Here is a 15,086-nt window from a genome sequence, read left to right on the forward strand (position 1 = left end):
GTCGAGCTCGTAACAGGGTTAAATCAGGCTGTCGAACGGCAGAACATCAACGAGCTCACCGGCGGCGATGTTGCCTTGCTCATGGTGGAGCACCATCAAGCCATTGGCTTCGCTCATGCTGCGCAAAATCCCTGATCCTTGTGAGCCGGTAATGCTGGCTTGCCATCCTCCGTCGGGAGAGGGCGTCACGATGGTCCGCTGGTATTCGGTCCGCCCCGGTTTTTTTCGTATCGGTTGCGCGGCTGTGCAGCGCAGTAACGGCAGGGTTTGAGGCGTAGCGCCCGCCATGGTCAATAACGCATCGCGTACTAGCGCATAGAACGTCACCATGACAGCCACCGGGTTGCCTGGCAAGCCAAATAAAATGGCGTCGCCATGATCGGCGCGAATGCGGCCGATTGCCATGGGCCGGCCGGGGCGCATGGCGATACGCCAGAACAGGACGTCCCCTAATTCCGCCATCACGGTTTTCGTATAGTCGGCCTCGCCTACGCTGACGCCTCCCGAGGTAATCACCGCATCTGCGTTTGCGGCCGCGCTGCTGAAGGCTGTGGCCAGGGCTTGCGGGTCATCGCGCACGACGCCCAGATCCAGTACCTCGACACCCAGCCGCTGGAGCATGCTCCATAGCGTGTAGCGATTGCTGTCGTAGACACAGCCTTCGTCGAGCGGCTCGCCCACGGAACGCAATTCGTTGCCGGTAGAAAAAAAGGCGACGCGCAGGCGTCGTTGCACAGGGACTTCGGCCTGACCCAGCGAGGCCAATAAGCCGATGTCGGCGGGACGCAAAATCCGTCCGGCCTTCAAGGCGCTGTCGCCGATGGCCAGGTCTTCGCCCGCCAGGCGGCGGTTGTCGCCCGCGCGCAAGACGTTCGCGGGAATGATGATGCGATCGGCGTCCTGGCGGATAAATTCTTGAGGAACGACGGTATCCAGGCCAGCCGGCATCACAGCACCGGTCATGATGCGCACGCACTGTCCGGCACCGACGCAGGGGGCTGATTGATCGCCCGCTAACAACTCTCCCGCAACCTGCAGGATGGTATCGACGTTTTCCGTCAACTCGCGCCCGGCAAAGGCATACCCGTCCATGGCGGAGTTGTCATTCGCGGGGACATTCAGATGCGAGAGGATATCGCGTGCCAGCACGCGGCCCAGGGCCGAACGCAGGGGAAGCATCTCGACGGCATTGATACGCGGTACTAGTTGATCGATAAACGCACGGGCTTGAGGAATCGGCAGTGCAGTGGGGTCATAGCCGCTGATGCAGGAGACGATGGAAGCCAGGCTGGGGGGCAAGGGGCGGGTCATGACGAGAGTTGTTGCAGTTCGGTCAGGGTATTGGCGCCGGCAAAGGCTTGCGCATCGTCAAAGCGCACGTCAATACAGCGGTGTTGGGCTGTCCAGACGTCAATTTTGCGCTGCCCGCTATGGAGAAACTCGAGGAGGCTGCCGAGCAACGAGGTTTTCATCAGGCAGAAAACCGGCTGGGTACGTAGCTTGCCATCCTGCGGTGTGGCGGCCATGGCAATGTCAGCATCGTGGTCGACCAACTCCTGGGCCAGGCGTTCGACCAAATCGAGAGGAAAGCGGGGACAGTCACAGGGTACCGTGACGAGGTAGGGGGTTTCGCAGCGCTCCAGCCCGGCTGCCAGTCCCGCTAGCGGTCCGGCGAAATCAGGCAGGTTATCGGGCCATACGGGGACCCCCATGGCCTCGTAGGCGGCCAGGTTGCGGTTGGCGTTGATCATGGCGCAGCCGACCTGGGGGGCCAGGCGCATCAGTGAATGCAAGGCCATGGGCATGCCTTGGTAGCTTTGCAGCCCCTTGTCTACGCCGCCCATGCGGCTGCCTCGCCCGCCCGCGAGGATGAGGCCCGTGATGTCTTGAGTATGGATCATGGCACGCGATAAAAAAACCGCGTTCAGCAGCGCGGATTGCCAGCCAGTATAGACCAGCCCGTTGTCGAGCTGACGTACCTTGTCCGTTGCCGCAGACACCGCGCTTGCCCCCCGATATGGGTGGGGAGGGGGAGCCTGCGGATACGCATAATAGTGCACAAAGGGGTCGAAGTACCCCCATCCGGATGGAGACTGACATCATGAGTGCCAAGCAACCCAGCATATCGGACCGCGTTCACGCGGGCCGCAGAAACACGCTGCTGCAGCTGCTAGCGGCAGGTGCCGCTTGCACCAGCCTATCCCCGGTTCGAGTCTGGGCAAAGGGCGCTTATCCCAAGCAACCCATACGCATTGTCGTGGGTTTTGCCGCCGGGGCGGCCACCGATGCGTTTGCCCGCATCGTGGCGCGTAAGCTCGGCGATGCGATGGGGCAGCAATTTATCGTAGAAAACAAGCCCGGTGCGGCGACGCGGATTGCCATGGACCATGTGTGTCGTTCGGACGCCGATGGCTATGTGCTGGGATTTGCCACAGCGGTTACGACCGCGTTTCCGCTGATGTTCGAAGGCGTGGCCTTTTCCCCGGGTAAGGATTTCACGCCCGTCAGCATGTTGGGGCGCGCGCCCATGTACTTGGTGGTGCGCAGTTCCCTGCCAGTCAAGACGTATGCCGAGTTCGTCGAATATGGCAAGAAGCACGGCAATCTCACGTTCGGACATCAAGGGGTGGGTAGCAACCCCCACCTGGCTGGAATGACCTTGGCCGATTCGGCCAGCATGAAGATCGTGCCCGTTCCTTACAAGGGCGGCGGGCCCGTGGCGGTCGCCTTGGGATCTGATGAGGTCGACTTCGGCATGTTGGAATACGCTGCCATCCGCGCTATGTTGGAACGCGGCGCAGTGCGTCTATTAATGGTGACTGAGCCCAAGCGTTCGACACTGAGGCCCGATATTCCTACCGGCCGCGAACTGGGTGTGGCGCCGGAAGTCGAGGGCCTGGCTCCCTGGTTCATGTTGATCGCGCCGGCCGGTACCCCGCCAGCGGTCATCCAGGTGCTCAACGATCAGCTCAAGTCCGCGATCAACCTGCCCGATGTACGTGAAGCGCTTAATGGCCTGGGTATAGAAGGCGAGTACACCACCTCCGATCAGGCGGCACAGTACTTCCAAGCCCAGCGCGAACGCATCGAACGGTTAGTGAGCGATCTGCACATATCCATCAAGACCTGACGGCCTATCGACATGACATTCGATCTGACACTGCGCGCTTCGTCACTGCTTATCCGGGATGATGTCGCCGAGTTCGTCCATCAGCGTCCCGATACGCGTAATCCACTTTCAGTTGAATTACGCGAAGACTACAAACAGATGCTGACCGTCGTGGAGCACAATCGCGCGGTGAAGGTTCTGCTGATCACCGGCTCAGGCGGCAGTTTCTGTGCAGGCGGCAACATCAAGGAGATGCAGGATCGCCTACAGGGGGATGACGAGTCGGTGCGTACACCGGCCGCCACGCGTGCCAGGCTGGCTGATGCCAATGCCTGGTTGCGGCGTCTGCGAGCGTTGGATGCGGTGGTGATTGCCGCTGTGGACGGCAGCGCGTTCGGTGGCGGACTGAGTTTGGCGCTGCACGCGGACTTCATCCTGGCGTCGACTCGCGCGGTATTCAGTATGTCGTTCGCTCGCTTGGGGCTGACGCCAGACTTCGGCGCGGTTTATCTGCTGCCTCGTATCGTGGGCGTCACCGCCGCCCGCGACATGATGCTGACGGGCCGCAAAGTCAGTGCTCAGCAGGCGCTGCATATGGGCATGATCCACGAGTTGCATACACCGGACCTTTTGCTGCAGCGTGCTCGCGCCATGGCTCGAGCACTGAGCCGGGCATCGGGGGACGCGATGGGCATGACGAAAAAGCTTTTGAATCAAAGCCTAGACGCTGACTACGACACATTGGGTGCCGCCGAAGCCTATACACAGGCCGTGGCCATGTCTACCGGTTATCACCGGCAGGCTATCGCTGCCTTCCTGGAGAAAAGGCCGGCGCTTTATGACTGGGAGCGCGACAGTGGCTCTATGGAATCGGGAGATCAGCAGTGACAACGGGGCAACGAACGGGGCCGCTCGCAGGCTTGAAAGTGATAGATCTGGCTACCATCGTGGCCGCGCCTTCTGCGGCGGCATTGTTATCGGACTATGGCGCAGAGGTCATCAAGATCGAATTGCCGCGCGTGGGCGATGGGTTACGCAATTTTCCTCCTTTCAAAGACGGTAAGTCGTTGTGGTGGAAGGTCGTTAACCGTGACAAGCGCCTGCTATCCCTGGATCTGCGCAAACCGCGCGGCCAGGAGATATTCAAGTCGCTATTGCGCGATTGCGATGTACTGATAGAGAACTTCCGCCCCGGCACGCTGGAAAAATGGGGACTGGACATGGACACGCTGTGGCGTGAGCAACCTCGATTGGTCGTGTTACGCGCCACCGCGTTCGGGCAGACGGGTCCGTATGCCGACCGGCCGGGCTTTGCGCGCATCTTCGAGGCGATGGGCGGCATGACATACATTACGGGCGAACCCGATGGCGCACCTATGCATGTCGGTTTTCCAATAGGCGATTCTATTGGCGGACTATTCGGTGCGCTGGGCGTGATGGCGGCCTTGTGGAAGCGGGCTGCCGATCCCCATGCCCCGGGCGAAGAGATCGACCTGTCCCTGACCGAGGCCACGATCAAACTTCTGGACTTTCTTCCCATGCAGTATGACTTGTTGGACAAGTCCCAAGAGCGGTCGGGCAACGTCAGCCAGTATGCCGCCCCCACCGGTGTCTATCAGACTCGTGATGGGCAGTGGGTGTCGCTTTCGGGCAGTACTGATGCACTGTTCTTGGCCAATTGCCGGGCGATTGGCCGTGAAGACCTACTGTCCGATACCCGCTTCCAGGGCAACCGCAATCGCTGCCTGCATGCGCAGGCAGTCAATCAAATTTTCAAAGATTGGTTCGGTGCCCATGACCTAGACGACGTATTGGAACGCTTTCGCCTCCATGAAGGCACGGTAGCGCCGGTTTATTCGGCATGCCAGATGGTGAACGACCCCCAAGTACGAGCCCGTGCGTTTTTGCAAACCGTGCCTGATCACGAGTTCGGCGAAGTGCGCATGCCGGGTGTGGTGCCGCGTTTTCGCAATGACGACTGCCGCGTTTCCCGCTCAGGCGGCGACATGGGATGGGACAACGAACGCATACTTGTCGATCAACTGGGCTTGAGCGCGGATCAGTTGCAAGAGCTGCAGCGCGATGGCGTCATATAAGGCGGCACCATGTCGCGAACCATCATTGAAGAACAGGACGGCGATGTATTGCGCGTGCTGATCAACCGGCCTGAGAAGCGCAATGCACTGGACATGGATATGTTCGAACGCATGGCAGGCTTGCTGTTGCGTGCTGAGCATGCACCCGATATAGGCGCTGTCATGTTGGCAGGCACGGGTGATGGATTCTGCGCGGGCCACGATCTGCAGGCGTTCGCGGCTTGGCCTCAGTGCGCCGGCGACCCTGTGCCGCGTTTTCTGCACGCGCTGGCCGGCCTGCACAAACCGCTGGTGGTGGCGGTACATGGCTGGGCGGTAGGCATAGGCGCGACGTTATTGCTGCACGCCGACTGGATTATCTGCACCCACGATGCGCGGATCCATATGCCGTTTATCGACCTCGAAATTGCGCCGGAGGCCGGCAGCAGCCTGTTGTTGGCGCAATGTATAGGACCGGCGCGCGCCAAGCGGATGCTGCTGGCCGGAGAACCGATCAGCGGACAGGATGCTTATGATTGGGGATGGGTGACCGAACTTGATACGTCGGACCATATCGCGGACAGCGCTGTCGAGCGCGCCGCTCGACTGGCCGCGAAATCCAGCGCCGCCTATGGCCGAATCAAGCGTTGGCTGTCGCCGCAGTATGAAGTGCGTCAACGTATCGATGAAGAGATCGACGCCATCAATACCGCGCTGATCAAGCGTGGCAAAGCCAACCCTCGGAGATGAACGTCGTATGAAAAAGGCTCATATTGTCTATGCGCATCCCGAACCTCAATCATTCGTGAACGCCATGGTCGACCGCGCACGCGCCGCCCTGCAGCAGGCGGGGTGGCAGGTTTCGATATCGGACCTTTACGCCAAGGGGTTCAATCCGGTGGCCAGTGCCGAGGATTTTCGCGACCGTCGCGATCCCGGTCACCTGGTCTATTCGCTTGAACAGCGTCATGGGTGGTCCAGCGGCACACTGGCGTCGGATATCGTCGAAGAGGTCGAAGCGGTACTGGCCGCGGACCTGCTGGTACTGGCGTTCCCGGTGTTCTGGTTCTCGATGCCGGCCATGATGAAAGGCTGGATCGACCGCGTGTTCCTCTCAGGAACCTTCTACGGTGGCAGGCGCGTTTACGACCGTGCGGGTATGGCAGGCAAGCGCGCGTTGGTGTTGACCTCGCTGGGCGGACGCGAGCACATGTTCGGCAAAGACGCCATTCATGGCGAGTTGTCCATGGGCATGCTGCGGCACTTGTTGCAGGGCACCTTGGGCTACGTAGGTTATCAGGTCTACGAGCCGTTCATTGCTTATCACGTGCCCTATGTAACGGCAGAAGCGCGTGCCCAAGTACTGGATGCGCTGGATGCGCAGGTCGGCAGCCTGGAAGGCCGTCGCATACTCCGTTTTCCGTCGCTGGACGCCTTCGACGAGTTCTTCCGGCCTTTGCCTGATGTTTGAAGGCACGCGTCGCGTTGGTTGACGGTGTTTGTGGCCGGCTCCTATGATGGGACGCTTCATGGTTCCTGCGCACCGGCCGCCGGGCCCCCAAGAGCTTCCTCCTTATTCGAGCATGCACCGGACTCCAAATGCCCCCTCTAGTGGCGGTGCCCAGCGGTCTGTCGTAATGCCCACGCCCACTGGTGTATGGGCGCCCCAACGCCTGGTCGACGCACTTGGCCGTCTACCAGATCGACGTTGCATCGTACTGACTGGCCCCGCCGCCAGCGGAAAAACCCTGCTATTGCAGACGTGGGCGGGGCGCCTACGTAGCAACGGCGCGGCGGTCATTTGGGTGCAGGGCAGCGAACTGAGCCCATTGGGGTTGGTGTCCACGCTGGTGCAGCGTTGTGTCGCGCTCGATCCCGCAATCGCGTCCTTGTTCCCGAACCCCTTTCCTTCGGACCACGGCGAGGCCATGTCCTATCTGTCAGTGGCGCTGGTACGAGCCGCAGCCACTTGGCGCCAGCCCATTGTCATTGTCTTCGATAACTTGCATGCACTACGGCATCCGGAAGAATTGCGTGTCTTGCAGCCACTGCTCGATTATTGCCCCGCTGGGCTGCAATGCGTATTTGCCGGCCGCGAGCCTCCCGCGCTGTCGCTGGGCCGCCTCAGGGCCTATGGCAATGTGCTCGAGGTCGACCCTGGTGATTTGCAATGGACACCGGACGAGATCAGAGACTGGGCGAAGGCGTGTCTGGATATCGTGCCGGCGCGGATCGAGGCCGATTGGCACGCCGTGTCGGCGGGGTGGTGCGGCGGGCTGCATTTTCTATTGCGAGCGTATCAACGAGATCAAAGTGCTATCCACGACGGGCCGTCGCGCCTGCCACAAGAGGCGCTTGCCTACTTGCAGCACCAAGTGCTGGAACGCCTGCATCCCGAAGATGTACGGCGTCTGACGCTGCTGTCTATACTAGAAGACGTCGATGCCGAGCTGTGCGCCGCATTGTGCACAATGGCTGTGGACGATTGCGTGGCGATGCTTCAGCGATGGCGCGCCGAGATTGGTTTTGTGTCGAATCAGACGGGGCCGTATGGCGTGGCCGAATGGCGCCTCCAGGCTCCCTTGAAGGCATTACTGTCGATGCATTTTTCACGGCTGGACGAGCGCGAGCAGGCAAAAGTGCATCGTGCCGCCAGCAACGAGTTCGCCCGGCGTGGCCAGCGCGTGCGCGCCGTGGTGCACGCGGTGGTTTGTGGCGATATGGATCACGCTGCGGCCATGGTTGAACGCTATGCCGGCGAATTGTTCCGCATTGGTGATTGGCGGCAACTGTCGGACGTGATTCTCCAGTGCTCTCCTGAGCACGTCGCGGTCCGACCGGGTTTGAGAGTATGGCGAGCTCTATTGGCGCTGCTGCAGCATCGGTTCGACGATTGCCGTGGCGAACTGGACATGCTGGATGGCGCAAAGGACGGTTTCGACGCATCCGTCCGGTATCGCATCCTGGTGATTCGAGGGCTGTTGGCGGTGCATTCCGACGACATGGGCCTAGCTATGGAGTTGTTCCCGCATTTGCAGGTACCGCCGCCGCACGTGGAAGATATCGCGCTGGCCGGCGGGCGCAACGTACTTTCGTGGATACATATCTACCGCAACGAATACGCCCAGGCACGTGCCATTCAAGCGGGGCAGGAGCGGGGCCGAGCCCCCATGAGCACACCGTTCGGCGTGCTGACGGGCCGCTGCATGGTGGGTTTCAGCCTGGCGCTTGAAGGCCAGATGACTGCTGCCGAGCATTTGTATCGCGACGTGCTTTACGAATGCGAGAAACGCGACGAGGCGGCCGCCGATACGCTTGGGCTGGCTACCGGCTTGCTGTGTGAGGTGCTTTACGAACTTGGCAACCTGGATGAAGTCTTGTTGCTGCGCAGTCGTTTGCGAGAATTCGAGCGTCTCGCGTGGCCGGACACCTTGTTGCGTGTCATGTTGGTGCTCAGCCGTACTCTGGCGCTGAAAGGCAAGATGCAAGAGGCGTTGGTCGTCGTGCGCAGGCTGGACGGCTATGCTCGCCAGCGCGGCCTGGACCGCCTGCTTTCATATGGCTTGCTCGAACAATTCAGGCTGCACCTGCGTTGCGGGCATGGTCCGCAGGCCGATGCATGCTGGAATGAGATCGGCGTGCTGCGCGCCAAGCATGCCGAGGTCGAATCCAGCGTCCTGAGTGAAATCTCCGTGGTCGCCGACCGCGCCGATATCCTGCGATGTCTGCACGAGGGCCGCCTGCTGGATGCTCGTGGAAAGATCCTGGTGCTGCTTGATGTCTGTGTGCAGCGCGGCCGTAATCGCCGTGTGGCGGCCCTGTATTTTCAGTTGGGTGCGATCGAGCGCGCCATGGGCAACTTACGGGCGGCTCACGAGGCTACCGTAAAAGGGTTGGAAATCGGCCATCGGCTGGGCCTGGTGCGCAGCCTGCTCGATGCCCATCCGGACGTTCCCGAACTGGCCGCGTTGGCGCTGAATTCCCGTGTGCTTGACCCCTTGTTGGTATTCCAGGCCGACCGATTGCGTGCGGTCGCTGGCGCAGGGCCATTGGCCCAGGCCGCCATCGGCGGCATGACCGGCGCCGAAGCGGCGCGCCCGTCAGGCCGATTGCCCGCGATGCAGCTTACCGATCGCGAGCGTGAAGTCGTGCGCTTGTTGACCTTGGCGCTACCCAACAAGAAAATCGCCCGCGAACTGGGTTTGTCGCCAGAAACCGTCAAATGGCACTTAAGCAACATCTATTCCAAGCTCGGCGTGGCCACTCGGGATGAAGTCGTGGCACGCATGCGCGAGTAGGCGTGTCAAGTCTCGGGCGGGTTCTTGAAGTTCGGCAGGCTATGTTTCCCGAGCCCGTGGTCGCTAGCCGGTCGACCTGTCCGGCTCAGCCCCGACCATCCAATTCGTCTGCGTATGACTGCCCTCACGCGGCAACGCAAGGGGCTCTGCTAACATGACTCGAAGCGGCCGCGACAGCGGCCTTTCCTTCCCTTCTTTTTGCCGACTTTTCCCCCACAGCCCTCATGGTCGCTTCCGATACTTTGCTTCAGGCCTTGCAGGCCGTCAATGACCCTAATACGGGCAAACCCTTGGCAGACCCCAAGGCCGTAAAAAACCTTCAGATCGATGGCGCTGACGTGGCGTTCGATGTGGAACTGGGCTATCCGGCCAAAAGCCAGATCCCGGCGTTTCGCGGCGCGTTGATCGCGGCGGCCAAATCGGTGCCTGGCGTGGGGAATGTATCTGTCAACGTGCGTTCGGTGATCGCTGCGCATTCCGCCCAAAAAGGGGTGGCGTTGTTGCCCAACATCAAGAACGTGATTGCGGTAGCCTCGGGCAAAGGCGGCGTGGGCAAGAGCACGACCGCGGTAAACCTGGCGCTGGCCCTGGCTAGCGAGGGCGCCCGGGTCGGCGTGCTAGATGCCGATATTTATGGCCCCAGCCAATCCATGATGTTGGGGATTGACGCGCGTCCACAAAGCGAGGACGGTAATACCATGGAGCCTCTGGAAAACTATGGGATTCAGGTCATGTCCATTGGTTTTCTGGTGGATGCGGACGAGGCCATGATCTGGCGTGGCCCGATGGCGGTGCAGGCGCTGGAGCAACTTCTGCGTCAAACCAACTGGAAAGACCTGGATTATCTGGTGGTGGATATGCCGCCGGGCACGGGCGATATTCATCTCTCGCTGAGCCAGAAAGTGCCGGTGACCGGAGCCGTGATCGTCACGACGCCCCAGGACATCGCCTTGCTGGACGCGCGAAAGGGCGTCAAAATGTTTGAAAAGGTCGGTGTGCCAATCTTGGGCGTGGTCGAAAACATGGCTGTTCATATCTGTAGCCAATGCGGTCACGCCGAACATATATTTGGTACGGGCGGAGGCCAGAAAATGGCGGCGGATTACAACTTGCCCTATTTGGGCGCGTTACCGTTGGACATCAACATCCGTTTGCAGGCCGATGGTGGCCAGCCCTCCGTTGTCGCGGATCCGGATGGCGAAGTCGCCGGTTTGTACAAATCCGTGGCGCGTCAGGTCGCGGTGTCCGTTGCGGCCATGGCCAAAGATCATTCTTCGAAGCTGTCGGCAATTTCGATCAGCCGGGCGACATAGCAGACGGAAGATCATGAGCGATTCCTTACCTGTTAGCCTGGAAGTGGCCGTGATTATGCGCAAAGAGCGCATTATCGGTCCGATGAGCCGTTGGCAGGAATGGCGTTGGGTACTGGATGACGTCGTCGTCAACGAATCGACGTTTGGATCGACGGCGCGGCTTTTATATAAAGACGATACGCAAGAGCGTTGGCTACATCCGGGTTATACCGTGCGTTTGTTCAAGGATGATGCCGAAGGCTACGTGTTGAACGCAACGACGTCCGCACCCTGTTGGTTTGTGTTGTGGCGTATGCACGATGCCGAGGATGGCGGCGAGCCGCAGGCCCGACCGGAAATCGTGACGCTCAGTTATCACGATGCGGGCCGCTGGCTGGATGCGCAGGAAACTGTTGAGCAAGTGCCGGCGCCGCAAGCGGTGGTGCAGTGGTTGAATGCCTTTATCGCAGCGCATTATGTGCCCGAGCCCAAACGGCGCAAACGTCCGGCCAGCTTTCAATCTTTGCAGGATCGCTTCGGTAATCCGGCGTCGGTCTCAACACAAAAGAAGTTTCGTGGTGAGGGATCGTCATGACCTCGGCTGACCGGGCAGGCTTTCTACATCGATGGTCGCGCCGAAAGACCGAGGCTCGCGAGGGTGTGTCGCGAGACGAGGATCGTCTGTCACAGGAGACGTCGACGGAGCTTGATGTCGCCGCTGGCGGTATGCCGTCTGCACAGCAGTCAGGGCAGACGGACGAGTCTCCCCTCAAAGAACGACAGGCGGATGCCTTGCAGCCTGCCCCCGGGCGGATAGAACGTGCTTCGGTGCCCCCTGCGGATCCATCGGCCCAGGCCGATCCGCCGCCGCTGACTCTGGAGGATGTGCAGGCGCTGACGAAAGAGTCCGATTTCGCGCCTTTCGTCTCGCGGCAAGTCGCGCCCGATGTGAAAAATGCGGCGTTGAAAAAGCTGTTTTCAGACCCGCACTACAATGTGATGGACCGGTTGGATACCTATATCGACGATTATTCGAACATGGAGCCGTTGCCGGCGCCGATGTTGCGACGAATGGTCAGCGCCCATGCTCTGAACATGTTTGACTCCGCCGAAGACGGTAACGGCGTATTGCCCACCGAGGGAGCGACGATCGAGGCGAGCGAGAACCAGGTTGAGTTGCCCGCAGGGGCTGAGCAAGCGGCGCCGGGCGACGATGCGGGTACCGTCGACGCCCGATCCGTAGCAGCGCCCACGCCAGCATCCGATCTCTCTGAGCCAGCCGCGGATGACACCCCGCCGATCCCACCACGCTAAGGCCGCGTGGCGTCGTCACCCATCGTGGCGGCGCGGTAAAACCCTTTCCTGTCTGATTTCTATGACTTTGCTGCCATGACGACTCTGATTTGCGACTGCAACCGCACCATGCCACTGGCCGTCGACGAGTTGGGCAGAGCGTTGGGCGAGCCCTTGGCGCCTCATTCTCTGCTCTGCCGTAGCCAGGCGGGTGATTTCCAGCAAGCGATTCGTGGTACGGATCCGGTGATCGTGGCCTGTACCCAGGAAACGCGCCTGTTTGGTGAACTGGCCCGTACGACCGAAGGGGCCATTGCCCCGGTGCGCTTTGTCAATATCCGTGAAACGGGCGGCTGGAGCCGCGACGCCAGTCAGGCGATGCCTAAACTGGCCGCGTTGCTGGCCGCGGCGCATTTGCCCGATCCTGATCCCGTTGCCACTGTTACCTATCGCAGCGCGGGGCGTCTGTTGATTATTGGTCCGCTTGACCGGGCCGAGCAGGCCGCGGCCCTGCTGGATGATGTGCTGGAAATCACGTTATTTGCGCACGGCCAACACCATGCGGGCGGCTCCCAAGTCCGTCAGTATCCTGTGCTGGCAGGCAAACTGGATCATTTGGACGGGCGGTTGGGGGCTTTTGAGCTGTCCTGGACGCAGAGCAATCCGATTGATCTGGATCTGTGTACGCGTTGCAATGCCTGCGTGGCAGCTTGTCCCGAGGGGGCCATCGGTCTGGATTATCAAGTAGACCTTGACCGTTGTTCGTCGCATCGAAGTTGTACGGCATCCTGTACGGTGGCGGGCGCAATCGATTTTCAGCGTCCGCCCAGGCAACTGATCGAAACGTTCGACTTGGTGCTGGATTTGGGCACAACGCCGCAGTTTCGCCGTCACGCGCCGCCGCAGGGCTACTTTACCTGGCCGGATGGTGCGCCGAGTACGCTGCTGACATTGCGCGGGATGGTCGGCGAGTTCGAAAAGCCCAAGTTTTTTGAATACAAGCAGTCTCTCTGTACGCACAGCCGCAATGAAACCGTGGGCTGCCGGGCCTGTGTGGACGTCTGTTCGGCCGAGGCCATACGCAGCGACAAGCATCGTCAGCAGATTGTGGTCGATCCGCATTTATGTGTGGGATGCGGCGCCTGTACGACCGTGTGTCCGAGCGGCGCCATCTCTTACGCCTATCCACGCAACCCGGATCAGGGGTTGAAATTGCGCACCTTGCTGGGCACGTACGCACAAGCCGGTGGGCGCGACGCCACCCTGCTGCTGCACAGCCAGCAAGGCGGACAACAACTGGTCGAAGCGCTAGGCCGTGCCGCGCAATTGAAACAGGCACAGGGCGTACCCGCTAACGTGATTCCGGTTCCCTTATGGCATACCGCCGGTGTGGGCGCCGATCTCTGGCTGTCGGCGGTCGCGTTTGGCGCGACGCAGGTGGTGGTGCTGTTGACGGACGAAGAGGCACCTCAATACAAGGAGGCTCTGCGCGCACAAATGGACATTGCGCAAAGCATTCTGAATGGGCTGGGTTATAGGGGCCAACATTTGCACTTGCTGTATGCCACGACGCCTGACGCGCTGGATGCCGCCCTGAAAACGGTCGCGAGCCAACGTCCCCAGGGGCCTGGCCAGCCGGCCCGTTTTGCGGTCGCCCCGGAAAAGCGGGCGACGCTTAGCTTGGCACTGGATCATTTGATTGCGCTGGCGCCTGGCCCGTTGCCCGACGCGATCGACCTGCCTGCCGGCGAGCCTGGCAGCGGTGCGCCGTTTGGGGCCGTGGCAGTCAATGCCGATACCTGTACGCTGTGCATGAGTTGCGTGAGCGCCTGCCCGGCCAACGCGTTGCAAGACAATCCGCAATTACCGCAGTTGCGTTTCATCGAAAAGAACTGCGTGCAGTGTGGTTTGTGCGAGAAGACTTGCCCGGAAGACGCGATAGCGTTGGTGCCGCGTTTGCTGCTGTCCGAGCGGCGCAAGGAAACCGTGGTGCTCAATGAGGCTCAGCCGTTTCATTGCGTACGGTGCAACAAGCCCTTTGGCACGCAAAAGGGCGTCGAAGCGATGTTGCATCGGCTGGGGGGGCACGCCATGTTTCAGGGGGCGGGGCTGGAACGTCTGAAAATGTGCGGCGATTGCCGTGTTATCGACCTGTATTCATCGTCCGACGAAGCACGGATCACTGACCTATGACGAATATCCCGCCTGCCATGACTGCATCTGCCAATCACGACGAAGACTTTGCCCGGGCGGAGATTTATAGCCTGTTGGCGCAGTTGTTCTATGCACCGCCTGCTGCGGAATTGCTGGCGCAGTTGCGCGGTGCGGCGGATGCCCCGCCGGACAGCACATTGGCACCCTCGTGGAGTGCGCTACAAGCCTGTGCGCGTGAACTGGAGGTGTCCGCGATACAAGCCGAGCACGACGCATTGTTTGGCGGTGTCGGAAAGCCCGATGTCTATCTGTTCGGGTCTCATTATCTGGCGGGTTTTCTGAACGAAAAACCGCTGGTTCGTTTACGCGATGACCTCGCGGCCCTGGGATTGGCGCGTGATCCGGCTATGCCGGAAACGGAAGACCATATTGCGTATTTGTGCGAGGTCATGCGTTTTTTGATCATCGGTACAGACGCTGAAACGTCAAATTTGGTTCAGCAACGGGACTTTTTCTCGGCACACATTCGGCCCTGGGCGGATGATTTGTGCGCTGCGGTGGTGCAACAACCGGCTGCGCGATTTTATGCGCGGTTGGCAGAATTTTTCCGTGATTTCAAGAATATAGAAGCGCAGGGCTTCGATATGTTGTCCTGACTGAGAGCCTCGCCAGCTCGCTTGTTATGTTGCGTTGTTAATAGCCATACCTACTTAATGGGAATTGGCCCTTTACCTTTTCTCGGGGTACAGTATGCAAAGTGTTTCATATCTAGTTGCCCCGGAGGGGATCGTCATGTCACAAAAGAACCCTCGACTCTCGCGTCGGACGTTTTTGGCAGGCGCCGCGACAGTAGGCGCCGCGGGGG

13 protein-coding genes are annotated in these 15,086 nt (G+C 60.4%); 11 read left to right on the top strand and 2 right to left on the bottom strand.

Translation table 11 applies throughout. The features are described from left to right. Positions 1–18: 18 nt before the first annotated feature. Together moeA and mobA are read right to left on the bottom strand one after the other, a co-directional pair. Complete coding sequence (gene moeA / locus ACNAZS_RS07310; RefSeq protein WP_415787725.1) at positions 19–1,311, bottom strand: molybdopterin molybdotransferase MoeA; 1,293 nt, start codon at positions 1,309–1,311, stop codon at positions 19–21. Next, entirely contained in the window at positions 1,308–1,901 is a 594-nt protein-coding gene (gene mobA / locus ACNAZS_RS07315) for a molybdenum cofactor guanylyltransferase MobA (RefSeq protein WP_415788852.1), read from the bottom strand. The genes moeA and mobA overlap by 4 nt, the downstream gene beginning before the upstream one ends. 200 nt (positions 1,902–2,101) lie before the next feature. Here mobA and ACNAZS_RS07320 point away from each other — a divergent pair, with 200 nt between their 5' ends. The 11 genes from ACNAZS_RS07320 (at position 2,102) to ACNAZS_RS07370 (ending at position 14,877) form a co-directional block, all read left to right on the top strand. Next, the gene (locus ACNAZS_RS07320; RefSeq protein ID WP_415787727.1) at positions 2,102–3,130 is read left to right on the top strand and encodes a Bug family tripartite tricarboxylate transporter substrate binding protein; all 1,029 of its coding nucleotides are present in this window, start codon (positions 2,102–2,104) and stop codon (positions 3,128–3,130) included. 12 nt (positions 3,131–3,142) lie between these two features. Continuing rightward, positions 3,143–3,997, top strand: coding sequence for an enoyl-CoA hydratase/isomerase family protein (locus ACNAZS_RS07325; protein ID WP_415787729.1), 855 nt, complete (start codon positions 3,143–3,145; stop codon positions 3,995–3,997). Further along, positions 3,994–5,205 carry a CaiB/BaiF CoA transferase family protein gene (locus tag ACNAZS_RS07330; RefSeq protein WP_415787731.1) on the top strand — a complete coding sequence of 404 codons (1,212 nt, stop codon included), beginning with the start codon at positions 3,994–3,996 and terminating at the stop codon, positions 5,203–5,205. The genes ACNAZS_RS07325 and ACNAZS_RS07330 overlap by 4 nt, the downstream gene beginning before the upstream one ends. A gap of 9 nt (positions 5,206–5,214) precedes the next feature. Continuing rightward, on the top strand, positions 5,215–5,934 hold the full coding sequence (locus ACNAZS_RS07335; RefSeq protein WP_415787733.1) for an enoyl-CoA hydratase-related protein: 720 nt from the start codon (positions 5,215–5,217) through the stop codon (positions 5,932–5,934). A 7-nt stretch (positions 5,935–5,941) separates the two neighbouring features. Continuing rightward, complete coding sequence (locus ACNAZS_RS07340) at positions 5,942–6,655, top strand: NAD(P)H-dependent oxidoreductase (protein ID WP_415787735.1); 714 nt, start codon at positions 5,942–5,944, stop codon at positions 6,653–6,655. A 166-nt stretch (positions 6,656–6,821) separates the two neighbouring features. Beyond that, positions 6,822–9,482, top strand: coding sequence for a helix-turn-helix transcriptional regulator (locus tag ACNAZS_RS07345; protein WP_415787737.1), 2,661 nt, complete (start codon positions 6,822–6,824; stop codon positions 9,480–9,482). 224 nt (positions 9,483–9,706) lie between these two features. Then, on the top strand, positions 9,707–10,795 hold the full coding sequence (gene apbC, locus ACNAZS_RS07350) for an iron-sulfur cluster carrier protein ApbC (protein ID WP_415787739.1): 1,089 nt from the start codon (positions 9,707–9,709) through the stop codon (positions 10,793–10,795). Between the two features lie 13 nt (positions 10,796–10,808). Continuing rightward, a complete protein-coding gene (locus ACNAZS_RS07355) occupies positions 10,809–11,369 on the top strand; it encodes a DUF3305 domain-containing protein (RefSeq protein WP_415787741.1) in 561 nt (186 codons plus the stop codon). Beyond that, a complete protein-coding gene (locus ACNAZS_RS07360) occupies positions 11,366–12,088 on the top strand; it encodes a DUF3306 domain-containing protein (RefSeq protein ID WP_415787742.1) in 723 nt (240 codons plus the stop codon). The genes ACNAZS_RS07355 and ACNAZS_RS07360 overlap by 4 nt, the downstream gene beginning before the upstream one ends. 75 nt (positions 12,089–12,163) lie before the next feature. Beyond that, complete coding sequence (locus ACNAZS_RS07365) at positions 12,164–14,260, top strand: 4Fe-4S binding protein (protein WP_415787744.1); 2,097 nt, start codon at positions 12,164–12,166, stop codon at positions 14,258–14,260. Next, positions 14,257–14,877 (top strand): TorD/DmsD family molecular chaperone, encoded by a 621-nt coding sequence (locus tag ACNAZS_RS07370; RefSeq protein WP_415787746.1) that lies wholly within the window; start codon positions 14,257–14,259, stop codon positions 14,875–14,877. The genes ACNAZS_RS07365 and ACNAZS_RS07370 overlap by 4 nt, the downstream gene beginning before the upstream one ends. Positions 14,878–15,086: the final 209 nt, after the last annotated feature.

Source organism: Bordetella tumulicola, assembly GCF_965138755.1.
Lineage (GTDB): Bacteria > Pseudomonadota > Gammaproteobacteria > Burkholderiales > Burkholderiaceae_B > Bordetella_A > Bordetella_A tumulicola.